The organism is Vibrio sp. Isolate32, assembly GCF_022397955.1.
Taxonomy (GTDB): domain Bacteria; phylum Pseudomonadota; class Gammaproteobacteria; order Enterobacterales; family Vibrionaceae; genus Vibrio.
Genome location: NZ_JAKEUQ010000011.1, coordinates 72966 through 97855 on the forward strand (window position 1 = coordinate 72966; position 24890 = coordinate 97855).

At 39.1% G+C, this 24890-nt stretch carries 21 protein-coding genes and 3 pseudogenes; 7 read left to right on the forward strand and 17 right to left on the reverse strand.

The window, feature by feature from the left end; all coding sequences use genetic code 11:
• Nucleotides 1–46: 46 nt before the first annotated feature.
• Nucleotides 47–337 (reverse strand): co-chaperone GroES, encoded by a 291-nt coding sequence (locus tag L1D11_RS10885; protein ID WP_017061289.1) that lies wholly within the window; start codon nt 335–337, stop codon nt 47–49.
• A 216-nt stretch (nt 338–553) separates the two neighbouring features.
• Between L1D11_RS10885 and L1D11_RS10890 the strand changes: the two genes are divergently transcribed.
• The 3 genes from L1D11_RS10890 to L1D11_RS10900 all read left to right on the forward strand — a co-directional run bounded on the left by L1D11_RS10890 (nt 554) and on the right by L1D11_RS10900 (nt 2818).
• Nucleotides 554–1957 carry an MATE family efflux transporter gene (locus tag L1D11_RS10890; protein WP_239831622.1) on the forward strand — a complete coding sequence of 468 codons (1404 nt, stop codon included), beginning with the start codon at nt 554–556 and terminating at the stop codon, nt 1955–1957.
• 15 nt (nt 1958–1972) lie between these two features.
• Nucleotides 1973–2458, forward strand: coding sequence for a methylated-DNA--[protein]-cysteine S-methyltransferase (locus tag L1D11_RS10895; protein ID WP_239831621.1), 486 nt, complete (start codon nt 1973–1975; stop codon nt 2456–2458).
• A 108-nt stretch (nt 2459–2566) separates the two neighbouring features.
• Nucleotides 2567–2818 (forward strand): type II toxin-antitoxin system Phd/YefM family antitoxin, encoded by a 252-nt coding sequence (locus tag L1D11_RS10900; RefSeq protein ID WP_239831620.1) that lies wholly within the window; start codon nt 2567–2569, stop codon nt 2816–2818.
• A gap of 36 nt (nt 2819–2854) precedes the next feature.
• Here the strand turns inward: L1D11_RS10900 and L1D11_RS10905 are convergent, their stop codons facing one another.
• The 3 genes from L1D11_RS10905 to gpmM all read right to left on the reverse strand — a co-directional run bounded on the left by L1D11_RS10905 (nt 2855) and on the right by gpmM (nt 5454).
• The gene (locus tag L1D11_RS10905; protein WP_239831619.1) at nt 2855–3178 is read right to left on the reverse strand and encodes a nucleotidyltransferase domain-containing protein; all 324 of its coding nucleotides are present in this window, start codon (nt 3176–3178) and stop codon (nt 2855–2857) included.
• Nucleotides 3168–3614, reverse strand: a complete 447-nt coding sequence (locus tag L1D11_RS10910) for an HI0074 family nucleotidyltransferase substrate-binding subunit (RefSeq protein WP_239831618.1) — start codon at nt 3612–3614, stop codon at nt 3168–3170. Before L1D11_RS10910 ends, L1D11_RS10905 begins: the two co-directional genes overlap by 11 nt.
• 307 nt (nt 3615–3921) lie before the next feature.
• A complete protein-coding gene (gene gpmM, locus L1D11_RS10915) occupies nt 3922–5454 on the reverse strand; it encodes a 2,3-bisphosphoglycerate-independent phosphoglycerate mutase (protein WP_239831617.1) in 1533 nt (510 codons plus the stop codon).
• A gap of 321 nt (nt 5455–5775) precedes the next feature.
• On the opposite strand from gpmM, the gene L1D11_RS10920 reads away from it, so the two are divergent.
• The 4 genes and pseudogenes from L1D11_RS10920 to L1D11_RS10935 all read left to right on the forward strand — a co-directional run.
• On the forward strand, nt 5776–6777 hold the full coding sequence (locus tag L1D11_RS10920) for a sugar transferase (RefSeq protein ID WP_239862429.1): 1002 nt from the start codon (nt 5776–5778) through the stop codon (nt 6775–6777).
• Between the two features lie 2 nt (nt 6778–6779).
• Nucleotides 6780–7601, forward strand: a complete 822-nt coding sequence (locus L1D11_RS10925) for a glycosyltransferase (RefSeq protein WP_239862431.1) — start codon at nt 6780–6782, stop codon at nt 7599–7601.
• A gap of 255 nt (nt 7602–7856) precedes the next feature.
• A pseudogene (locus L1D11_RS10930) lies at nt 7857–7985 on the forward strand (DUF4277 domain-containing protein); the annotation flags it as partial.
• Between the two features lie 121 nt (nt 7986–8106).
• Nucleotides 8107–8460, forward strand: a pseudogene (locus L1D11_RS10935) (DUF4277 domain-containing protein); the annotation flags it as partial.
• Between the two features lie 280 nt (nt 8461–8740).
• Here the strand turns inward: L1D11_RS10935 and L1D11_RS10940 are convergent.
• From L1D11_RS10940 to L1D11_RS11000, 13 genes and pseudogenes are all read right to left on the reverse strand, one after another.
• Complete coding sequence (locus tag L1D11_RS10940) at nt 8741–10480, reverse strand: asparagine synthetase B family protein (protein WP_239862433.1); 1740 nt, start codon at nt 10478–10480, stop codon at nt 8741–8743.
• On the reverse strand, nt 10477–11883 hold the full coding sequence (locus L1D11_RS10945) for an oligosaccharide flippase family protein (protein WP_239862435.1): 1407 nt from the start codon (nt 11881–11883) through the stop codon (nt 10477–10479). The genes L1D11_RS10940 and L1D11_RS10945 overlap by 4 nt, the downstream gene beginning before the upstream one ends.
• Nucleotides 11877–12986 (reverse strand): glycosyltransferase family 4 protein, encoded by a 1110-nt coding sequence (locus tag L1D11_RS10950; RefSeq protein WP_239862437.1) that lies wholly within the window; start codon nt 12984–12986, stop codon nt 11877–11879. The genes L1D11_RS10945 and L1D11_RS10950 overlap by 7 nt, the downstream gene beginning before the upstream one ends.
• Nucleotides 12967–14262, reverse strand: coding sequence for a hypothetical protein (locus L1D11_RS10955; RefSeq protein ID WP_239862439.1), 1296 nt, complete (start codon nt 14260–14262; stop codon nt 12967–12969). Before L1D11_RS10955 ends, L1D11_RS10950 begins: the two co-directional genes overlap by 20 nt.
• Nucleotides 14263–14295: 33 nt before the next feature.
• Nucleotides 14296–15414 (reverse strand): TDP-N-acetylfucosamine:lipid II N-acetylfucosaminyltransferase, encoded by a 1119-nt coding sequence (locus L1D11_RS10960; RefSeq protein WP_239862441.1) that lies wholly within the window; start codon nt 15412–15414, stop codon nt 14296–14298.
• Between the two features lie 5 nt (nt 15415–15419).
• A complete protein-coding gene (locus tag L1D11_RS10965; protein WP_239862443.1) occupies nt 15420–16103 on the reverse strand; it encodes a dTDP-4-amino-4,6-dideoxyglucose formyltransferase in 684 nt (227 codons plus the stop codon).
• A 22-nt stretch (nt 16104–16125) separates the two neighbouring features.
• Nucleotides 16126–17232, reverse strand: a complete 1107-nt coding sequence (locus L1D11_RS10970) for a DegT/DnrJ/EryC1/StrS family aminotransferase (protein WP_239862445.1) — start codon at nt 17230–17232, stop codon at nt 16126–16128.
• 6 nt (nt 17233–17238) lie between these two features.
• Entirely contained in the window at nt 17239–18096 is an 858-nt protein-coding gene (gene rfbA / locus L1D11_RS10975) for a glucose-1-phosphate thymidylyltransferase RfbA (RefSeq protein ID WP_239862447.1), read from the reverse strand.
• A 1120-nt stretch (nt 18097–19216) separates the two neighbouring features.
• A complete protein-coding gene (gene rfbB, locus L1D11_RS10980; RefSeq protein WP_239862449.1) occupies nt 19217–20299 on the reverse strand; it encodes a dTDP-glucose 4,6-dehydratase in 1083 nt (360 codons plus the stop codon).
• Nucleotides 20299–21561, reverse strand: coding sequence for a UDP-N-acetyl-D-mannosamine dehydrogenase (wecC, locus tag L1D11_RS10985; RefSeq protein WP_239862451.1), 1263 nt, complete (start codon nt 21559–21561; stop codon nt 20299–20301). Before wecC ends, rfbB begins: the two co-directional genes overlap by 1 nt.
• 18 nt (nt 21562–21579) lie before the next feature.
• A complete protein-coding gene (wecB, locus tag L1D11_RS10990; protein WP_239862453.1) occupies nt 21580–22704 on the reverse strand; it encodes a UDP-N-acetylglucosamine 2-epimerase (non-hydrolyzing) in 1125 nt (374 codons plus the stop codon).
• A 399-nt stretch (nt 22705–23103) separates the two neighbouring features.
• On the reverse strand, nt 23104–23424 hold the full coding sequence (locus L1D11_RS10995; RefSeq protein WP_239862455.1) for a hypothetical protein: 321 nt from the start codon (nt 23422–23424) through the stop codon (nt 23104–23106).
• A gap of 166 nt (nt 23425–23590) precedes the next feature.
• Nucleotides 23591–24629 (reverse strand): annotated as a pseudogene (locus L1D11_RS11000) (helix-turn-helix domain-containing protein).
• Nucleotides 24630–24890: the final 261 nt, after the last annotated feature.

Genomic DNA, 24890 nt, shown 5'->3' on the forward strand with positions numbered 1-24890 from the left:
TTTCCTTTAAATTCTTTATTCAGTCAGTTCAGTTTTATGGGTCGGATTACTCAACGATCGCCATGATGTCGTTTTCAGACATGATCAGAACTTCTTTACCGTCGATTTTTTCAGACTTAGTGCCGTAGCCTTCAGCAAAGATAACAGTGTCGCCAACTTTAACGTCCAATGGTTGTACTGAACCGTTTTCTAAAATGCGGCCTTTGCCCACAGCTAGAATTGTACCGCGAGTTGATTTTTCAGCGGCAGAACCAGTTAGAACGATGCCACCAGCAGATTTAGATTCAACTTCTTGGCGCTCAACGATAACTCGGTCGTGTAGAGGACGGATATTCATCGGTCAGATCTCCTGATAATTTCCATTTATTTTGATAGTTGCCACGATTGGCATGGGGTTAAAGAGTATGTTGGGGCGAAGTAAAAGATCCCAAGGGGGAAAGTGAAAAATTGTGATCTAAAAAGCAGATTCTCACCCCTCATCTTTTCCTGCTTTCCATTTACTCATATCCCGCATCTGTTTATCCTACGCTTTTAGATTCTATCGGCGTTTTATATGCAAGATAAGCACGGGCTATTAACCGCCCCTATTGAGAGCACATTGCGTACCATGACCATACCGACCATATTCGGTATGGTGGCGATCTTGATGTTTAACCTCGTCGATACCTTCTTTATCTCATTGCTCGGCACGCAAGCCCTTGCAGCAGTGAGCTTCACCTTCCCAATCACCTTCGCCATTAACTGCATCACCATGGGGATTGGCATTGGTCTTTCGACGTGTATTGGTCGGTTACTTGGTCAAGGTTGCGCACAAAATGCGGCTCGCTTTACTTGTCACGGTTTATTACTTGCGGTGCTTCTTGTAGGCCTTGCATCAACTCTAGGGCTTTTAACGCTTGAACCCACGTTTGCCTTATTGGGGGCAGAACCTGAGTTACTGCCACTAATATCTGAATACATGACAGTCTGGTATTTAGCCATTCCACTGCTTGTTATTCCAATGGCAGGTAATAGCGCAATACGAGCGAGTGGCGATACCAAAACACCCGCCAAGATTATGATGCTGGCGGGCCTGATCAACGGCATTCTCGATCCTCTATTAATCTTTGGTTACGGCCCTTTCCCTGAATTAGGGATTCAGGGTGCAGCCATTGCCAGTGGCTTCAGTTGGTTTGGGGCGTTGTGTGGTTCATTGTATGTATTAACCATACGAGAAAAGCTACTTGCTCCGCCTAAGCTAAAAAGCATCATCGATGACTGGAAACAAATACTCACTATTGGCACACCCGCAGCACTATCAAATGCACTCAATCCACTCGCTGGTGCCATTATAATGATGATGCTAGCAAAGCAAGGAACTGAAGCGGTGGCGGCGTATGGCGCAGCGCAACGTATCGAGTCGATTCTTATCATTGTGTTGATGTCTCTGACCTCTGCCCTCACGCCTTTCATGGCGCAGAACTTTGGTGCAAACAACCCTCAACGCAGCTTTAAGGCTCTGTTTATCAGTATGCGTTTCGCTGTGTTATTCCAAGGCTTCATCTTTTTAATGATGGTACCGCTAAGCATTCCTTTAGCCGCCCTATTCTCTCAAGAGGAATCGGTGCGAGGTATCTTGTGGCACTACCTATTAGTTGTCCCATTGAGCTATGGCTTCCAAGGTATTGTGATGATGCTGATCAGCGCCATGAATGCGATGCATCAACCGCTTAAAGCCTTTCAATGGAGCTTCATGCGCCTGTTTGTCTTTACCTTGCCATTCGCTTGGATAGGCAGCCAAATCGACGGAGTTGAAGGCCTGTTTATAGGCCTAGCGCTAGGAAACACCATGGGTGGCATTTCAGGGTACCTGTTTGCGCTTCGTATAAGGGGTAAAGCAGATGCGAGTAAGCGGGATGCGAAAAGATTTTTAGAGCAGATGAGAAATTCAAAGAGCTTGAGAGCAGACAAAGACTAGAAGAAGGAATATGACATGGAAGAAATCACTTACAAACAGCTCTATGACGCGCCGATTGGCAAGATGATCATTGTGAGTGATGGTGAGGCGATTATTGAGATCGACCATGTGAATAATGATGAACCCATTACGAGTAACCCTGACGAGCTTTGCCAACTGGCAACGAAACAGTTGGATGAGTACTTTGCAGGTCAACGAACAGAATTCGATCTTCCTTTAAAAGCGATCAAAGGCACGGACTTTCAAAAAGCAGCTTGGCAGGCTCTCACCTCTATCCCATATGGAGAAACCATCAGTTACAGTGAGCAAGCAAAAAGAATGGATAACCCGAAAGCCGTAAGAGCGGTCGGTGGTGCGAACAGCAAGAACCCATTTAGTATTGTTGTACCCTGCCATCGAGTCATCGGCGCGAACGGCACATTAACTGGCTACACCGGCGGCATGAACCGTAAAGAATGGTTGTTGGACTTTGAGCGTTCGGTTCTAGATAAAACGCAATAAGCCTTATCTCGCTAGATCAATAAAATAAAGTTTCACCATCAAGAAACACCATTATCACCAGACAACATATAGTTTATATTTAAAATTTCATACAAAGAAGTGATGATAATGTCCACTGAAACGATAGGTTACCTAAAAAAGCACGCGGCTAACCTCGATTTATCTGAGCCTATGGCCATTACTCAAAATGGTAAACCCGCTTATACGATTGAATCTTATGAAGATCGAAAGCGTAGAGATGAAGCAATAGCGTTAATGAAACTATTGTCGTTTTCTGTTGATGATGAAAAACATGGCCGAGTCAATTCAGGTACTCAGATTCGAGATAAACTGGCAAAGCGTAAACAATCGACTCAATAATCAACATCATCGATACGCTAATAAAAATACGCTCGATTATTTGAGTTTAATTCCATAGGTGTCAATATGGGCACGTAGCTCATTCGATGTAATTCTATGCTTAATGAGCAAATCAACCTTGAAGGGAAGTGACGATTGTTCTAAACGATCTTGCAAGCCTGCGACGACACTTAACGAAATACCTTGCCCCTCGATAACAATATCGATGTCGGAGTTATCTTTATAAGTTCCAAGGGCTCTAGAACCGAATACCCAGGCATGAATGACTGCAGCATGATTCAAAACAATATCCTCAATCAACTGATACTGATGAGGCTTAAGGCCTACAGAGTCTGGGTTAACCAAATAACTATCGATCACATTTAACCTCTTGTTCGCATTGACCCTCTTGATCACATTTAAGCTTTAAATAGAGTGTGACTTGTCCTATCACTGGTGAAAATGACTCTAAGATCAGTGACTGAGCTGCAAGGACATTCTCCTCATCATAGGTGTGAGACAATAAATTTCGTTTTATGAGTGCTTCAAGCATGATCTCGCACTGCTCCGAAGATAGGTGCTTAGCTTCTAAGGCGGTGCGAAAAACGCTCCTCGGCGAAGCCACATCAAACCCTTCAAACTCAAGTAAGTCTTTAAGGGTCTTCCATGTAAGTTCGAAAGAAAATTCAAAAGTTTGTACTAACCCAGCGAGCTCTAACTCATTGTAGCTATCTTGTGAGCACGCTCTCTCAAGCCTTTGCTGCGCTTTCATTAAGTTTTGCAGTCGTTGCTTCCAACGGTCTGGGTTTGAGTTCATATAAATAACCTAGAGGTAAGGTAAAAGATAAGTATAGTATGAGCCTTAAGCTACCTAATCATTTAAACAATGTCACTCTTTCGATATTCATCAAGGCCGTTCTTTTCGTCTTTTGTTTAAGGTCGTACCCTTATGTTCTCCCCTACCTGTATATCCTGTATGTTTCTCTCACCCAATACCGGCCCTTAAAGCTCTTCGAATCCCGTTTACTCGTATCTCGCATCTATAAAAAAGCCCGCACTTTGAAGTGCGGGCTTTCAGAATCGTTAAAGCTCAACGTGAGCCGCTGAGCCAAACAACTATTTAACTACTTAACGATCACATCACCTGACATCTCAGCCGGGATTGCGATACCAGACAGAGAAAGCATCGTTGGCGCTAGGTCAGACAGTTTACCGCCTTCTTTGAACTCAACGTCTTTGCTGCCTACGTAGATAAGCGGCACTGGTAGGTTAGTGTGTGCAGTATGGATGCCGCCCGTTTCTGGGTTAACCATCATTTCTGCGTTACCGTGGTCTGCAGTGATAAGCAGTTGGCCGTCCGCTTCTTTGATTGCTTCAACCACTTTGCCAAGACACTCGTCTAGAGACTCTACCGCTTTCACTGCTGCATCGTAAACGCCAGTGTGGCCAACCATGTCACAGTTAGGGAAGTTACACACGATAGCGTCGTATTTGCCACCTTTGATTGCTGCAACGAGCTTTTCAGTTAGCTCTGGTGCGCTCATTTCAGGCTGTAGGTCGTAAGTCGCTACTTTTGGAGAAGCAACAAGCTGACGCTCTTCGCCTTCGAACTCGTCTTCGATACCGCCATTGAAGAAGAAAGTAACGTGTGCGTATTTCTCTGTTTCAGAGATACGTAGCTGTGTTTTACCTTGCTTAGATAACCACTCACCGTAGGTGTTCTCTAGAGAAGCCGGTGGGAATGCACAAAGAAGTGGGATATCTGCTGCGTATTGAGTCAGCATCACGAAGTCGATTGCTGGGAATACGTTACGCTCAAAACCAGCAAAATCAGTCACGAATGTGCGAGTGATTTGACGCGCACGGTCGGCACGGTAGTTCATGAAGATAACCGCATCGCCATCTACAATAGCAGCAGACTCTTCGCCTTCCGCTTTAATCTCAGTCGCTTTAACGAACTCATCGTTTTCATCACGAGCGTAAGCGGCTTCTAGGCCAGCCACCGCCGTGTCGAATGTGAACTCTGCTTTTGCTTCCGTTAGCAGCTCGTATGCAGTTTGAACGCGATCCCAGTTGTTATCACGGTCCATTGCGTAGTAACGACCAATAAGCGAAGCCACACGGCCTTTGCCCAGTTTAACGAACAGGTCTTGGAAGCGTTGTAGAGAGTTTTCAGCGCTACGTGGCGGCGTATCACGGCCATCTAGGAATGCGTGCAGGTAGATTTTCTCTGCGCCACGCTCTGCTGCCATTTCAACAGCTGCGTAGATGTGATCTTCATGAGAGTGAACACCACCTGGAGACATAAGGCCCATGATATGAACCGCTTTATCCGCTTTCACCGCTTTGTCGATAGCATTCACTAGCGCTTCAGTTTGACCGAATTCACCGTCTGCAATTGACTTAGTAATACGAGTAAGATCTTGGTATACCACGCGACCCGCACCGATGTTGGTGTGACCCACTTCAGAGTTACCCATTTGGCCATCTGGTAGGCCTACATCTAAGCCAGAAGCCGAGATTAGCGTGTTAGGTTGGTTAGCAATAAGACCGTCTAATACTGGCGTATTAGCGTTCGCGATAGCGTTGTCTTGGTTGTCTTCACGGTAACCGTAACCGTCAAGGATCACTAGAGCCATTGGCTTCTTAGCTGACATAGGACTGACCTCGTTCAATTCAAAATAAATCGGTATAAAAACAAATTAGCGTAATTTTACTACAGTTTACAGTCAAAACTGTAGTGGAAGATCAAGAAAGGTCGCAGGTAGGACGATCGGATGTGAAAAAAAATGTCATTTTGTGTTTAAGGTATAAAAGTTATTCTATATGCTACCAATTGAAATGGTTGAGTGAATCATAATCAATAGGATGTACATTAGAGCAATTTTAACATAAGATGCACGTAATTAGAAAATCGCTATTGATATGCATACAACTTCGGCTAAACATCCTTTAAACAAGTATAAAGCAAACTTATAATGAAAAAATCAGTTGCTCTAAAACAGGCTCCCACATCAGAACTTTCCGATACAAGCGTTGAAGCAGAGTCAGATCACCAAGCTCTACAAACCCTATCATCAGAAAGTCATTCTACACTTCACATATACGCACCAGCATCATGTTTAGATATTCTTCATTCTGTATTAGCTCGACATGACATTAAATACGATATTAATAACTACACCATCAGAGACTTTAAAGGTGCAACACTGTGCCACTTTCAAAGTGACGAACTTACTGAAGAACACCGAACATTTTTAATTGGTGCGACAGAACTTGGGGCTTGGGTTGAGCCATTAGTCAGCTACTTTGATAGAACGCTTGGCTATACTGAAACGGAACTGCTCCATAGCGGGTACTTTCTACACCAAAAAGCCTTTTCAATTCTTTCAAATAAAAGAAATGAAAATCAAAAACGCTTTATAGATCTACTGTTCGTTTTCATGATCGGCTTAATTGCCATCCCTATCGGGCTTTTGACTGCTGCATTAATCAAGCTTGAATCACCAGGTCCTGTTTTTTTCAAACAACGACGTACTGGCCGATACAATCAAGAGTTTGAAGTTATCAAGTTCCGTTCAATGCGTAACGACGCAGAAAAGAATGGGGCTCAGTGGGCGACTAAGAATGATGCTCGAGTAACTAAAGTCGGTAACTTCATTCGCAAGACGCGTATTGATGAACTGCCACAGCTAATCAATGTGTTTAAAGGTGATATGTCGATGGTAGGCCCACGCCCTGAGCGTGAAGTGTTTATTGAAGAGCTAGAAAAAGAGATTCCTTACTACCGTTTTCGCCATGCTGTAAAACCCGGAGTCACAGGTTTAGCGCAAGTAAAATATCCATACGGAGCCTCTGTTGAAGACGCGGTTTGGAAGCATAAATTTGATATTTACTACATTAAGCACCAGAACTGGCGCATGGAATTGAAGATTCTATTCTTAACCGTTAAGACCGTTATCTTTGGAATGGGGAGATAGACGTGAGTTCAAAATTCTCCGTATTATGCTCTCTATATTTTAAAGAAGAGCCCGCTTATCTAGAACAATGCTTCGAAAGCTTAGCTTGGCAGACACTTGAAGCCAACGAAGTAGTTGTAGTTCATGATGGCCCTTTAACTGATGCGCTTTATGAAACATTAGATAAGTGGAAAAAAAAGCTTCCTATCAAAGAAGTTATTTTACCAAAAAATGTAGGGTTGGGAGATGCTCTAAATGCCGGGCTGAAAGAGTGCAGCTATGACTTAATAGCTCGAGTTGATACCGATGATATAAACCACACAAACAGATTCGATAAGCAAGTCACGTATATGGACTTAAATCAAGGTGTCGCGGCACTTAGCTGCAACATAAACGAATTTGAAACAGATCCAAAATCACCGTCAAGAATTAGAACTGTACCTAAATCAAAAAGCATCAAAGCTTACTCTCTGAAGCGTAACCCTATCAACCATATGGCTGTAATATTCAGAAAAAAAGCGATTTTTGATGTAGGCAGCTATAAGCATCTTCACTTTATGGAAGATTATTACTTATGGCTAAGGCTTCAGGCTAAAGGTTATTTACTGGCGAACCAAGGTGATATCTTAGTTAGTGCTAGAGTCGGTAATGGTATGCTGGAAAGAAGAAGCGGCTTCAAATATGCAAAGAGTGAAATAAAAATCATGCAAGAAGTTTACAAACTAAAACTCACAAGAAACCCTTTAGTTTTAGTTTATTTTTCTTTAAGAGCCCTGTTACGACTAGTCCCAAGTAAGTACCTATCTAAGGTATACTCTTTAAATAGACATAGAATCACGTCTTAATTATTAATAAAGCCAATTTAACCATTGGCTTTATCCCGAATTCAACTGCGAAGTGCGACACTCTCCAATATCAAGCAGCCAATGCCATTTCTTTAAAGACAAGCGCTGGTTGCTTGAAGTCTAACCGTCATTCCGCAGCCAATTTCAGAATTAGAATAATGTGATCCAGTGATCGTTTGCAGCTGTTAGTACGACAGAACTCTTGACCGTGATCCTCAGTTTTGATCTATTACTGTTATTTAACGGTCACTTATTATGTCTACTGCTCAACCTGTCATTAAACGCTTGGACCACTTAGGGCTAATCGCTGCTTTCTGTCATGAAGTCGGTTTACCAGGCATTATTGATCGCATTATTCCCAAATACTCNTCTAACCGTCATTCCGCAGCCAATTTCAGAATTAGAATAATGTGATCCAGTGATCGTTTGCAGCTGTTAGTACGACAGAACTCTTGACCGTGATCCTCAGTTTTGATCTATTACTGTTATTTAACGGTCACTTATTATGTCTACTGCTCAACCTGTCATTAAACGCTTGGACCACTTAGGGCTAATCGCTGCTTTCTGTCATGAAGTCGGTTTACCAGGCATTATTGATCGCATTATTCCCAAATACTCACATCATAACGTCTCACATGGCGATGCTGTCTTAGCAATGATTCTTAACGGCCTTGGCTTTCACAGTAGAACGCTGCATATGTTCTCTGACTTCTTCGAGACGAAGCCTGTTGTTAAGTTGCTCGCTAAAAACATTGAAACTCACCATTTAACTGGCGATGTACTCGGACGCACGTTAGATGCTTTGTATGAAGCAGATGTGTCAGCGCTTTACCAAGCGATTGCAGAGCATGTCGTTGATCTTCAAGCTGATTTGATCAACAACGCCATTTCAACCGATCACTGCTTCCGCGATTATCCGATCATTTTTAGCATAATTCCGAAATCAGTGGTCGGAATAAAGAAAACACTGAAAAGTATCTACAAATTATTCACCGGCAAACTGTCAATTATGTAATGGTACTAGCTAACCATTATTGAAAACCGAGAGCCTAACAAACCACTAAGCCTTTAAGAAGGGGCATGTTAGTAACTTTCCCTAGCAGACACAAGCGCACTAACTTTAATAACAAAACCCAAATTCAACGTTGTTTTTTAATTTTTAAAGCCGAAAAATATTCAAAAATGGTAACCCAGCACCCAATTTCGTCAGGTGATATAGAGTAATCCTCTTTAAAATCACTAACAATCTCGGAAAACTTTACCTGATCAATATCAAAACCAATATCACGTGATGAAAGCTCCGTTAAATATTCCATAAAACGTTCCTCTCTCATCCATTGATGATAGTCAACAAAGTTTTTCTTAGCCAAAATATTTTTTGCATAAAATCGATGTATTGCAGATTCAATATAGGTATTACTAATTAGCTTCCTAACTTTTCTTTTAAAATATAACTTACGCCCCTCTTCAGACCAGTCTACTGAAATAACTTTTCCAGTATTTTGCCATGGTATGTCCTTAAAATAATCAGGATAGTATTTAAGAAGCATAGCATTGTATAACCTGCTCTTAAAACGAAAGGCGTCGGGTAACGAATATACAAAATCTAACAATCTTGAGTCCATAAAAGGTTTCAAGTTGTGAAGCTTGTCAGAAATTAAATCAGTGCCTCCAGATGTAAACCGATTTCCTCGATTTGAAATGACCATTGAAGGATCTGTTGTCTCAAAATCATAGTAATCGTTTTCCAAATCAATAAACCTAGCGTTAGTACCATATTTCTGCTGCGCAGCAGAAAAATTATTTTTTGTATCTAGGTATTCTCTTAACAAATAGCTTCCGCCTAAAACAGCATCACCCAAATAACCATTTAGCATATAATTACTGAAAGCTGACATTTCTTCAAGAGCCACCAATGCATGCATGTGAGTAATATTGAACATGCCTCCAGTAGTCAAAACGCCTTCAACTCGCTGATCAAACCAATTACTCTCGTCTACCGTGAAAAAATTGGATTTCACACCAGCAATATCAGCGACTTTTTTGGCAAGTTCAAAATCCAAACAGCCTTCTTTTCCAAAGGTAAAAGTTTGAATCTCTCCATCAAACTGTTTTACAGCTTCTGCCAGTAGAACCCTAGAGTCCAAGCCACCACTTAGACATACAGCTAACCGATCATTGGTCATACTTTTTAAGCAATTACCGATAGACTCTTTGAACAACACATACAAAGTGTCAACAGCTTCGTCGAATGAAATATCACTGCGCTTTTTTATGTTGGACCATTTCCAGTAAACTTGAGAAGAGTGCGTACCATCTTTAAGGTCAACATAGTGTATTGTAGCTGGAGATACTCTACTAATTCCCTCAAACATTGTTCTATTTTCGAGGAGGTGCCCGAGACTCAAAAACGTAGAAATTGATTCATTACATACAGAATGCTGCACATCTTCCCGAAAAACAATAGTGTTTAGATCATTAGAGAAAGACTTAACTTTCTTATTATCGGTTTCCATATAGGTTGACTTCAGCCCATATCTATCACTAATGACTATTAATTTAGATAGTTTCTTATCATAAAAATAAATACTAAAAACGCCATTTGTGTCTCGTAGATAGTTTTTCATACTGCGCTTGGTATATGAGGAAATAAAGCCCTCGATAAAACGATCAACATCCGGCGTATAAATATCACCAAAGCATATAAAAGAAAAATTTTCGTCTTCATAAATTTTGTAGCCTACATTGTGACTAACCGCTCTTAATCTGATATTTAAATTATCTGTTTTTAAATTAAACGGAGAGACCGAGCTACTAGAGAATTTTTCAGGAAAAATACTCTTATTAGAGCCACCTATAAAGCAAGAAACACCAATCATGAAGACTCCCTAAACTTTAAAATGCCGACTGAATAAATCGAAAGTAAAAACAAAAAAACAAATGACGTAATGAGTAATTTCTTGATCCAATAAATATTATCAAACTCTATTGAAATAAAGTAAGTAATAGAAAAACTGAAGAATAGCAATATAATCGAAGATGAAATAGAAAGCATATAATCAAATATCCCTAGATTGGAGTTTGGATAAACCAACACTATGCAATGTACAATCAAAATAACAAACTGGTAAAAGATCAAAGAGTATAACATCGTTTCTAAGCCATATTGAATTGAAAACAACATAACGATCGGACGTAAAATACTACATACTAAATTCCAATAGAAACCTAACTTGACTTCACCAGTTGCTTTCAACAAAGAACCACTAGGATTAATTATTGCTAAAATAAACATGTATATAGATAACAGTTGGAGTAACAAAAAATGTTGACTCCATTCTTCACCGAATACAAAAGCTAGAATTTCTGATGAATAAAGAAAGACTAGAGAATAAAAAGGCAATAAAACCATAGATAAAGCATTCATCAACCAAAAATAAACATTTTTTAACTTTCCCTCATCAGAGTTAACCATTAACGGAAAAGAAACTCTATTAAAAATAGGATTAACGAATAGAAAAGCAGGTTTGAAAACTAACTCTTTTATCGATGAATAAATGCCTAAAGTATTTACACCTAGAGTTGATACTAGTATAAGCTGGTCAAATTGACTGCTAATATAGTTCAGCATCGCTTCTAAAGACTGAAATAGTCCGTACTTGTATACAGAAATGTTATCTAAAAATCTAATGCTAAATTTTTTGGGGATTTTAGTTTTCTTGTTAACTTTCAAAAGCATAGTCATTACTGATGCAATGACTATTTGAGACATGATAAGACTGAAAACCCTGAAATCCAAATAAATTAAGGAAGTAAAGGTTAAAAAACCCAATAGTGATGAAATAACTTCAATTTTAGCCAACAACCTGAACCTCATATCTTTTTGAAGCAAGGCACTAGATTGTTGACCAATAGATCTAATTAAGAAAATAGGGCTGATTAACATTAAGTATAAGCACAATACATATTCATCGTTATAGATCCAAACAAGCATTGAAGACAAAAACAGTATTAATGATACGCCCAATCCTAGCAATACGTTAAAAAGGTAAATCTCTTGTAGCCGCGAAAAATTCAAATTACGAAAGTAGATAACCGCTTGAGAAAGACCGGCATCACTGAATACTTGAGATAATCCCACAACCATCATTACCAACGCAAATACGCCAAGCTCACTCGGGGCCAGTAAACGTGTCATAAGTATCAACTGAGCAATTTGAAAACCTCCTCTCATAATTGAAGAAAAAGAAGTCCAACCAAACTTGCTCAATATACTTAACATTTTTCAAAACCTAGCTGATTTTCTAATTTTGAGGTCAATATTTTCATTTGATTGTCCCATGTCAGATTATTTTGTGCGTAATTCCTAATGGAATCGATATCGAACTGTCTCTTATCGAACCACTTTAGAATAGCAACGATATCAATATAATCTTCACTCGAAGGAACTCGAAAAATAAATGATTGTTCTAAAAACCTACTATCTTGATTAGCCAGAATAAACGGAAGGCCTCTTGCGCAATATTCAGCAGGCTTTAATGGAGTTAATGTCTCATGTCCTATACGATGTAGACCTAAACTACAAAGTCCGATATCCGATTCGTTAAAAAGGTTACTAAGTGCATCCCCATTTAATGGACCTTTGAATTCAACAGTGTGATCTAATTTTAGCTTTGAAACTAATGACATTAACTTGTTTTTCTCGGGGCCATCACCAACAATTAAAAGCCGTACCCTATTGCCAACTTCTTTTTTCTGTTCATAGATTGAACGAATGAACCTATCATAAGCATGCCACTTAGATAAATTCGCGACAGCTATAAACGTAACTCTATTGTCTCGATGCTCAGTTTTTACTAATTTTTCTGTACTTTCAACATCAACTGCATTTTTTAACTGGATAGCAGGTATACCCCAAATTTTACTGCCAGGCTCACCATAAAAAGTAATTGTATCTACAAATTTTCTCAGACGGTTACGATAATAGATATCAAAAAGGGTAAAAATACTATACTTAGAGTATTCAGAATCATATGGGTAAGTCGCAACTTCGATGACAAGGCTGTTACAATGCTTTGATAAATTTTCTAAGAAACTATAGTACCACGGGGTAACCCTCATGAATCTTACATAAATAACATCATAATGTTTGTCGTCCATTGCTAATTCAATTTTTTTAAATACCGTATACTCAAATAGCTTTCTTTTGAATCTAGTCAGAGAATCATATTTGATTGTCTTATCGATTATTAAATACCCAGATTTTTCATAAGTGCATAATTCTACATGATGTCCTAATTTTTTTAAACTATCGACTTGTGAGGATATTTTCTTTTTTACTCCAAATAAATCGCTTGGAACGAAATTAACGTGCAATATATTCATTATGACCTTTTATTCGTATGAGTAAGAAAAAAACTACAATAAAAATCCAATATTTTATTGAGCCATAGAAGACCGTACTATCTAAGCTAGCCCAATTGATTAAAGCCATAATGAACATTGCCAGAATCAACTCTATCATTATCGCTAAAGCTCTTTCTTTTGTTCCTTCTTTTGTAGAAGATATTATGTTATTCATTTTTTTTGATAAAAAACCAATGATAATACCAAAAAAAAATGGCATTAACAGTGCACCTACAAAACCAAATTGAGAGTAAGAATAAGACAATAGATCAATTGGAATACCTACGGTATAAAACCCTCCTAAGTAGTATTCTGTTAATAACTCCCATGTTTTAGTAGTTTTTTCAAACCCAAACATGACTTGAGGAAATATACTTAAAGCATCTTCTAGATAACCGAAACCATATTGTTCAACAAAATTATATGAATTCATAACATTTGAAAAAGTAGGAGAAAACTGAGATATAACAGAATAGAAAAGTCCATTATTCAAACTCCACACTCCTGTTTCGATATAGTCAGTAATTGAATTCCCTAGATAAGCCATAAACACAGCAATGAAAACGGGAAAAATCAACTTAAAAAGCTTGAAGTTATTATCAAAATTTATCTTAAATAGATAAATTACTATTAGATAAAGACCTAAATTAGTTCGACTGGCCTCTATAAATAAATATAAAAACGCAGCCGTAATAAATGCATACCTAAACCGAATCTTCATTGCGAGGACTAAGAGTGAAGCATTAATAATAATCGGCTGTAACTTTGCCAGTTGACCAATGGGAGGCTCTTTAAGACCGTGAGCACGATACAGGTTTGCGTCGACTATAGCTTGTACAATTCCACCCACTTTATATATGTAAAGTAAGGTTACCAATATAGATATAACACCCATCGCACAGCAAAAATAAGAAAATCGATTAAGGAGTACACTATTTAAAATGATATTCTCCACTTTGATTTTCTTACCTATAACAATGCCAGATATAAGAGATGTCATAGCTAAAAGATATATAAGCATAGCATAAGACAACGATTCAAAATCATCATCTGTCTTTAACACCCAAAAGTTATATGAGTTTTCTTTCAGATTATCGAATGATGTTAAATAGAAAACAGGAATGATTATATAAAAGAAACCGACGACTAGATAAGTAAATTTTTCTAAGCATAACCTACCATTATTAAGCTGAGAGTACCTCTGGCTAAGATAAATACCAAAAAAAGACAAATAAGCGACAAATATATATAACATAAAGCACCGAAAAATTAGATAGTTATAAAACGATTATCTAATCCCTAAAATTAGATCTTTTGTTTTCTTATCTATATTATCCATCGACCAAATCATTTCGAGTTTCATTTGATTCGTCTTGACATGTTCATCTTCTAATGGCTTATCCAGCATATCGGGATTGTTCACTAATTCATCAATAGAAAATAGCACAAAGCCCTTTTTTGACAAGAATCCATATACTGGATTATCAGTTCGTAGGTATACTTTAGCTCCCAAATAAAGGGCAATAACAATATTACCGACCGCTTGCTGCCTTATATGGTTCATGACCACATTTCCACAGCTCAATAAGAGTTTTGTATACTCTTCACTGGGTAGGAAATTTTCTAAAGTAGATATGCTTAAGTTCTTATATTTTGAAATGTTATTTTTTAATCTGTTACGATAATCTACATTACCATAACTTAGTGGAATAATAACTTCTTTACCTTTTGTTACACCATTAATAATTTCTAGTATCTCAATGTGATTATTTGTAGCGGAAGCGCTATTGCCTATTAAAATCTTATTACTATTAACCCTTTGTTCAATTACTCCTTTCACATAATCCGTATATAACTCTCCGTAGTTCCAAGGCCTGTATTCTGGTAATTTAAGATTTTTTTTACTCCTAATCATCAAGTAATCGTCTTCAATTACTGTTGATAGTGAGTTAATTTTATATAAAACTGAGGATTTCCACCTCTTTATAATTCTAGATTTGAACGATCGAATGATATCATCAATACGACTTTTTGAAGTCATATTAATAGTTTTTGTTGTATCTAAAAGAAATGCATTTTCATCATCAATTAGGTCATAGTAGTCATACCCCCAACCAATCCATATTATTTTGTTTTTTTTCGGAAGCATTGTAATGATTGGGAGCCAGAAAGGGTCAAATGAATGTAATACAACACAACTATACCCTTCTATTTCATTAATTAATTTGGGGTTTAATACATCACTAAACGAAAGTACTCTATCGAATTCTTGTCCTTCAAAATTGCCATCAGCACTATTCGTTTTGACCCATGATGTATTTTGTTTTGGAAAAACTCGCTCAAAAGACCGAAGTGCCATCGGGAAAAACTTGTTGTCTGTGGTTAAATGTAAGATATTTAATTTCATATAATCTAGCTAGACTCTACTTCAAGGTTTAATGTCACATAAACTTTTTTCCCATCACAATTTAAAAAGTAGCCATTTTTAAAGTCGCCATGCGAAAGTGCTCGCAATAAATCCAAATGTTGCCTCAAAGTTCCTCTAGACTCCAAATCTAATTCAGTTAAATTTCGAAAGTCTAAAATAGAATTATAATTACCTTTAATGCAAGGAGGGTTAGCGACATAATTCTTATCAAGTATATTTTTAAACTTCTCTTTCAATAATTTTTTTTCTTCATTAATAACTCTGTTGTATACACATAACGATGTTTCATCTTCTTCTATTTTTATTTCTGATTGAAAAAGTATATCACCGTCGTCTACTTCAGAATTCATTAAGTGTATTGTACATCCTATCGGTTTCTTGTTTATTATAGAGAAAACCTGAGGAAACCATCCTCTATTGTGAGGATTAAGGCCCGGATGAACATTAATACACCTTATATTTTCAACTAAACCCTTGGGGAATATTTGCTTACAGTGCGCTGATATAACTAGGTCATAGGAATCAAGAATATAGCTAACTACTCTCAAATCCTTTATGTCAATTGACGTCATACCAAGCTCTATCAATTTATCAGGATTCTTATTTATAACACTATAACTAAATGAGAAGTCATATTGTTTATAACAAGGTTCGTTAATTAATTCCATGAAAAAACTAACGAGTACTTCATTATCGGAAACTATTAATACTTTCACTTTCGGTTACACCAATTATAATTCTTGAAATCTGTCTAACATCTTTATCTTCAAGATAATAATGCAAAGGCAGGCATATAATTCTTTTCACAGCATTATGGCTCATTTCGACACCGTTGATGCATTTCACATCAAAAACCGAGTCTAAAGATGGAGCAAAGTAGTCTCTTGTCTGTATGTTATTTTCTAACAACACACTCTTTACTTTATGTTTCAAGTCTTCATTTTTAAGCATAATGGGCATATAAGAGCCATTAAACGAAGATTTTTCACTCCATAAAGGTAGCTCAACATGATTCTTCAATAATTTTCTATAAAGTTTAAAAAGCTCAACTCTAGTGTTAATTATCTTTTCAAGGTTATCAAGATTAACTAGACCCACTGCACATTGATACTCGTTCATTTTTGCATTAATTCCCACAGAATCGATCATTCCGTTTTCGTTAATACCAAAACTAATTAATTTTTTGGCCTTAAGATAGTCATCTCGCTTATTGAAAACTATGGCTCCACCTTCTATGGTATGAAATAGCTTGGTTGCATGAAAGCTAAGAGTGCTAGCATCACCAAAATTCAAAACAGACTTTCCACTTACTTTGACATCAAACGCATGCGCAGCATCATATATCACTTTTACATTGTGAGATTTAGACATTCTATCAAAATCGTACACATCACAAGGGTTTCCAAATACATGTGTAGCTAAAATAGAGTCAATACCACTACTTAACTTTAAATGCTCGTCAACTAAAACGCTGTCTAGATTTAATGTATTGGGGTCAATATCACTATAATTAATATTGATGTTTTCCCATAGTAATGCGCTACTTGTTGCTACAAAAGTAAACGGTGTTGTGATTACATTCTTAAGTCCCAATGTTCTGCAGGCAATTTGCAAAGCTAAAGTACCATTGGAAACAAGTAACAAGTTACGAACACCTAAATATTCTTCTAATCTTTTAGTCAGCAAATCATGTAATGGACCAAAGTTAGTAAACCATCCAGTTTCGTTTATCTGGTCTAGATACTCATTCAGAAGATTTAAGTCTGGCTTCAACGGATCATTGATTTTAATGGACATGGTTACCTACAAACTATCTAAATATTGGCCATAGCTATTTTTTATCATGTCTTTTGACTGTGATTTTACTTGTTCTCGAGTCAACCAACCTTGATTAAGAGCTATTTCCTCCAAACATGCTATTTTAAAGCCTTGACGATGCTCAATCGTTTGGACAAACTGACTAGCTTCTAAAAGAGACTCATGAGTACCTGTATCAAGCCATGCAAACCCTCTTCCCAAAATTTCGACACTCAATTCATCTTGTTCAAGGTAGCGATTATTTATACAAGTAATTTCTAGCTCACCTCTTTCTGATGGTTTAATGGATTTGGCAATATCAACTACAGAGTTATCATAAAAGTATAATCCAGTTACAGCATAGTTTGACTTAGGTTTTGTCGGCTTTTCTTCGATAGAAATGACTTTCATTTGAGAATCAAACTCAACAACTCCGAACCTATCTGCATCCTTCACTTGATATCCAAAAACAGTAGCGCCTTTCTTTTTCTTCGCAGCATTTAGTAACTTTGGTGAAAAACCTTGTCCATAGAAAATGTTATCACCAAGAACTAAACAAACTGAATCGTTACCAATAAATTCTTCACCAATAATAAAAGCTTGGGCTAATCCATCAGGTTTCTCTTGCACTTCATATGACAAATTGATGCCGAAGTCACTACCATCACCAAGTAAACGTTTAAAACCTTCATTATCTTCTGGAGTAGTTATTATTAGAATATCTTTAATTCCCGATAGCATTAATGTAGATATCGGATAGAAAATCATTGGTTTATCGTATATTGGCAACAGTTGTTTTGATACTCCGCGTGTAATCGGGTACAAACGAGTCCCCGAGCCACCAGCTAAAACAATACCCTTCATAGAAGTTTTACCTTTTTAGTTATTAATATCTATAGAGACACTGAAAAATCATGAACACCTCCGGCAATAAAGGCTTGCTAGAGCTTTTAAAAGGTACTCACAATTCATCGCACACATTGCTCTTTTGTATTTAATGCTCGTTTTGGCTGACATCTTTATCGAAAGCAGTATCTAACGACCAGGGCATCGACTCAACCAATGTGAATACGCCATGCCTAACAATTATTTAACATCTAATTTTTTCGAGCTAACATAGTGTCTAACTGTGAATTCGGGCTCTTTCGCGACCTATTCCTTTTACTGAAAAGAAGCAACAATACCCATTGTTTTTGGCTCTGGCTATTCAAGTCCAACATCACTTAAAAATTCAAATCAGTATTCGTTAAGGCCAATGTTGTTTTCTGGCGACCACGAAACTTTCCCTGCGTGCTATACGGATCACTATCGTGATTTTACTGCATACTCATATCGAAATAGGTATTAAACGCTTGCTCTAAACGTCATTGATTACCTTTAACCGCCGGTAAGTAATCGGCTTTCTTGTCAAGGGTTTTCTGAGCAATTTTCTGTTGGCATACCATAGTATCAATTACCCTCAAAAAACCTACATGTCAAACAGTTCTAGCAACTCTGAGATAGTAACGATCTCATTGGATTTTCGATAAACTTTATGTTTGCCCGAGACTGATACTATTTTCGGTAGCAAAAGTATTTACCATGTGAATAGCACCAAGACCACGAGAGTCACCATAAGAGCCCCAAACGATTTACAGTCAATGGCAACCACTTAACCCTTAGTAAGCTCAGTACAATTTGCCCTCCATTCGATAAAAACTTCTGTAGGCGAGCAGCATTAATCATTCCCAAAGCTCTGGCTATTGTCGATGTAAAAGGACACCATGACTAAAATCACCCAACAGCTTAAAGAAGCTAACTGTGCTTGGAGTAAAGATGAATAGCTTTCCAATTCTCTTGACCGTAAAGCACAGCGCAAATTATTAACAAAATCATATCAATTATATCAATTATATGATGGTACTAGCTAACCATTATTGAAACATCGATTGCCTAACAAGCCTCGAAGCCTTTAAAGATGATCATATTCGTTAATTATTACTGTCTATAGAGACGTTCCCAAACGTTCTCCACTATAAGAGTTACCCAATACACGTTTGCACCATTTTCTATTATTTAGGTACCATTGGACGGTCTTACGAAGACCTGTTTCAAAAGTTTCTTCCGGCGTCCAATTTAACTCACATTGCATTTTTGATGAATCAATCGCATAACGGCGGTCATGACCCAGGCGGTCTTGAACATACGTGATTTGTTCTGCGTACTTTGTATCTTTTGGAACTAACGTATCCAAAATGTCACAAATTGTGTTCACCACCTCGATGTTTTTCTTTTCGTTATGACCACCTATATTATACGTTTCACCCACCTTACCTTCGGTTACTACTTTGTATAGCGCTCGGGCATGGTCTTCGACAAATAGCCAATCGCGGATTTGGTCCCCTTTACCGTAAATAGGTAGCTCTTTACCTTCGAGCGCATTGAGGATTACTAGAGGAATCAGTTTTTCAGGGAAGTGGTATGGACCGTAGTTATTCGAGCAGTTAGTTACGATAGTAGGAAGCCCATACGTTCTTAACCATGCACGAACTAAGTGATCGCTGGAAGCCTTAGACGCCGAATATGGACTAGAAGGCTCATACGAGGTTGTCTCTAAGAACATGGGTAGAGAATGCTCAGTCCCTGCTTCTACATCATCTGGGTGCGGCAGATCGCCATACACTTCATCAGTCGAAATATGATGAAAGCGAAAGGCTAACTTTGCATTCCCTTCAAGCGTCTTCCAGTATTCGCGGGTTGCTTCGAGAAGCGTATAGGTACCCACGATATTGGTTTCAATGAATGCGGCAGGTCCAGTGATTGAACGGTCAACATGCGATTCAGCTGCGAGATGCATCACTGCATCCGGTTTGTGCTTGGAAAAAATACGGTCAAGTTCTATTCGGTTGCAGATATCCACCAGCTCAAATACATAGCGTTCGCTCGAATCTACTTCGATAAGAGATTCTAAATTACCTGCATAAGTTAGTTTATCGACGTTTATTACACTGTCAGGTGTATTACTTATAATGTGACGTATAACAGCTGAACCGATAAAGCCAGCACCGCCAGTAATCAAGATTTTCATCACCAGATTCCTTTTGTATCAATCACGAAAGAGTCATTAAGTTTAATTTTCTTGAACTGTTGGTGATCTACAAGCATCACATGAATATCTGTTTTAGTTAATGATTCATCAATAGTCACTAATTTGATCGTATCATGGTCAATTGAATCAATATTTGGTTCAATTGCTAGTACTTGTCCGGTGTGAAATGCTGCTATTGATTCGGTAATATCTAACGCAGGGCTCTCACGCAAATCATCAATATCCGGTTTAAAAGCTAAACCATAGCAAGCTATAGTGACATCTTCGGCGGTTTTAGATGGGTTAGCTTGTAAAAACTCAGCCAATGCAATTTTAACTTTTTCAATCACCCATTCAGGTTTTTTATCATTCACGTCACGTGCTGTTTTAATTAACTTTGCTAACTCTGGTGTTTTTGAAACAATAAACCAAGGGTCAACTGCGATGCAGTGCCCGCCAACTCCCGGGCCTGGTTGTAGAATGTTAATACGGGGGTGTCGATTGGCGAGTGAAATCAACTCCCACACATCAATATCCAGTTCATCACAAATCATCGACAGTTCGTTTGCAAAGGCAATTTGCACGTCACGGCAACTGTTTTCGGTTAGCTTTGCCATTTCTGCAGTACGGGCATTGGTAATCACACACTCACCCATCACGAAGGTTTTATAAAGCGCTACACTTCTTTCTGAACAGCGTTTACTCATACCTCCAATAACACGATCATTCTGTACAAGCTCTGTTACCACGTGGCCTGGTAGTACACGCTCAGGGCAATGTGCAACGTTTACATCCGCGCTTTCACCATGCGTTTGGGGAAAAGATAAATCAGGACGTGCTTCTGCTAGCCAAGAAGCCATTTTCTCAGTCGCCCCGACAGGTGATGTAGACTCCAGTATCACTAAATCCCCCTTCTTAAGTACTGGCGCAATTGCTTTGGATGCCGCTTCGACATAGCGCAGATCAGGCTTGGGAATATCACCATAATTTTCAATAGGAAGGAAAGGAGTTGGAACTGCAACTAGAAATGCATCCGCAACCTCTGGTGTCGTCACAGCTTTTAAAAAGCCTTGCTGAACAGCAGCGCTTACCAACATATCTAGATCGGGTTCGACAATATGGATTTCACCACGGTTGATCGTATCAACGGCATGTTGATTTACATCGACACCAATTACTTTTTTCTTACGTGATGCAAACATCGCTGCTGTCGGTAGCCCAATGTAACCTAAGCCGACCACTGAAATTGTTTTAAAAGACATTATGATTTCCTAAAACTTTTATTTTTCTAATTCATTCAAAATTCGTTGACAAGCTTTGCCGTCACCATATGGGTTGTGTGCAAAGCCCATAGCTTGATACGCGCTTTCGTCCGTTAGTAGCTGGTTTAAATTCTCAACGATCATATCAACATTTGTACCTACCAACTTCACCGTTCCCGCTTCAACGGCTTCTGGTCGCTCGGTTGTATCCCTCATTACTAACACTGGCTTGCCTAGCGAAGGTGCTTCTTCTTGAATGCCGCCCGAGTCGGTCAAAATAATGTGTGCGCGGCTCATTAAGTAGATAAATGGTAGATATTGCTGAGGCTCAATCAGATGAATGTTACTAATGTCAGCAAGAATACGATTCACAGGTTCACGTACATTTGGGTTAAGGTGCATCGGATATAGAATTTGCGTCTCTGGGTGCGCTTTTGCAGTAATAGCAAGTGATTCACAGATGCGCTCAAAGCCGCCACCAAAACTTTCACGGCGATGCCCTGTCACTAAAATGAGCTTTTTGCTCTCATCTAGAAATGGGAACTGAGCAGAAAGCGTAGTGTTCAAATCACTGTCAGATTCAATTTTGTCTTTCACCATCAGTAACGCATCAATTACGGTATTACCCGTTACTGAAATATCTTTCGGATTGAAGTTTTCTTTCAGCAGGTTTTCTTTTGACGTTGTCGTCGGTGCAAAGTGGTATTTGGTCAACGCGCCTGTTAATCGACGGTTACCTTCTTCTGGCCACGGTGAGTATATATTGCCCGTACGAAGACCTGCTTCTACGTGACCAACTACAATTTGTTCATAGTAAGCGGCCAAACTTGCGCCAAAGGTTGTCGCCGTATCACCGTGTACTAACACCACGTCTGGTTTAAATTCTTCTAGCACAGGTTTCAGCTCTAACAAAATACGAGCGGTCACTTCGTTAAGTGTTTGCCCGGCTTTCATTAAGTTCAAATCGTAGTCCGGTGTGATTTCAAACAGATCTAATACTTGATCAAGCATTTCACGGTGTTGAGCGGTGACGCAACATTTTGCTTCAAAGCGCTCATCGGCCGCTAAAGCATGGACAAGAGGTGCCATTTTGATGGCTTCTGGGCGTGTGCCAAAAACCGTAAGAATTTTTTTCTTAGTCATTTTATGAAGTTTCCAACCGGAAGATGAAATAAAAGAGGGAGTTTTTATCACTTTGAGTCTCAGCCAATATTAAGCCCCTGAGACACTTTTTATCCATTTTGAGACAGCCTACTTTCGACAATCCTTTATAAAACCTAGATTTTGCTAACTTTTTAAAAACTGCCCCAATAGGCAGCCAAAACCAGCCTTTTGTGGCTTTTAGCGCTTTTGATTTGCTAACGACTTACTTGCCACTCTAGTATTTAGGTACGCTACCGCCCTTAGGTTTGGCTCCTAAAGGCAATAGTGACAATTTGTTCGCTTTATGCGGTTTTCATACGGTTTTAAAATATGTAACGCATTCTAGCAAAGCAAGTGCATATTAACCAGTTTAGAATTGACTCCGGCATGGTAAATAACTCACCACGCATTCAGCCAACGGAAGCATTGTACGTCTTGCAAGTACTGAGTGCCTATGTGGTACTTGTTTTCTTGTGCTGCGTCGCAGTAGCGCTTTTCTATATCAATGAAGATGTTGCCGTTGCGGTACAGCGACACGAAGCTTGGGTTGTTGTTCACCACCAATAACGCTTTAATCTCTGTGCGTGTTAGCCCTTGTGGGTAGCGATTAACCAGCAGTTTCAAGAACTCGCCAATCCGCCCTTCCACTCGCGCTATCTCTTTTTCTAAAATAGTGACCTTTTCTTCCGTTGCCAGTTTTTTTAGGCTGGTATCGGCCATGCTGCCCTCTCCTAATTCTACTTTAATTTCTTGACGTTTTTTGTCTGTATTCGCGCTTGGTCTGTCTTAGCCTTTGGTTTGCCTTAACTTTTGGTTTCCTAAGCTCTTAGTTTTCAGTAGCTTTGGGCTGTGTGAACAAGCGCTTAGTCTATGAATAATCGAATGGTCACTGAGCAGAATCCATGCCGAGCGATTTGGTTTGGATGAGGGCCTTAATACGCGCCTCAAACGGGTTGGTGGTGCTGTTGGCTTTGCAGTCCGCAAGGGCCTGAGAGACTGGTGTGGGTGGCAGGGAAGCCGTTGGCTGGCTACTTGTATTGTTTTTTCGGACTTTATCGCTTGTTTAGGTTTGGTTGGTCTTGTTCGCTCAAAAGCTGGCAATGAACCTTGGTTTGTCTTGGCTTTTGCTTTGGCGCTTCTTGTTAGCCAGCCATTCACAAAGTGGCCGATGTGCTCAAAGGGTTTGCGTTTATCGGGGTTGATGTACAACCACGCTTGCATGGCGTGCAGTTGTTGCAGCACGTCTAAGTTGGGGTAGGTACGTTCTAATATGGTGGTGAACTCATGATAAATCGGTGCACTGCCCTCTTGGGTGAGCAGGTGAATCACGGCTTCATTTTTGGTTTTGCTTTTGGGTTTGGAGGTGAAGCGGGAGCTCTCATGTTGTTCAGAACCGCTTGGGGGATCAAGAACATCGGTGTCACCTAAGAGGCCGTTTTTCAGGCTCAACTTTGTTTTATGTTCTTTATGAAAGATTATGTGTGCAGAATGATCACTCTCCGTGTTGGATCTTGAGTCACCCTGGGGCGTGTCTGAATGGTCTGTTTCTTTGCGTGCTCTGTCTTCTGTAGATATTCCGATGAAGCTGACGGTAAACCTATTTGTTCTACATTCGCGTTCTCTTGATTCGCTTGGTCTAGATCGGCCTGCTGAATGTGGCTGTCGTTGGGCAGGCGCAGCTGATAAATATTGCTGCGCTAGCGTCCTGAGTCATCAAACCGTTTTATCCGCTTCACAAAGCCCTGTTTCTCCAGTTCATTAACGTGTCGTTTCACGGTTCTTACCGACACTTCACAATATTGCGCCAAGTAATTTAGGGAAGGGAAACACACGCCGCGCGCATCGGCCAGTTTTAATAACACCAACTTGCTGATCTGCGATCCGGTTTTTAATGGGATAAAAGAAAGAATAAGAGAAACACACATGGGTAACACTCCTTGTTAAATGATATTAGCCTTGGTCTAGCGATTGCCTTGGGCTATCTATTGCCCTTAATTTGACGATTGGGTTGATCTGGCTAGAGCCATTCGTTTGCATAACAAGTTATTAACACCACTTTTTTAAGCATTAGGGGCAAAGGTAAGGCGAGATAGAAAGTAACAAAAAGTGTTTCTCCTGCCTGCTCTCATTGATATGCAACAAAGCTACCATCTAGACTGATAATCTTCGAAGCACCTCTCACTTTT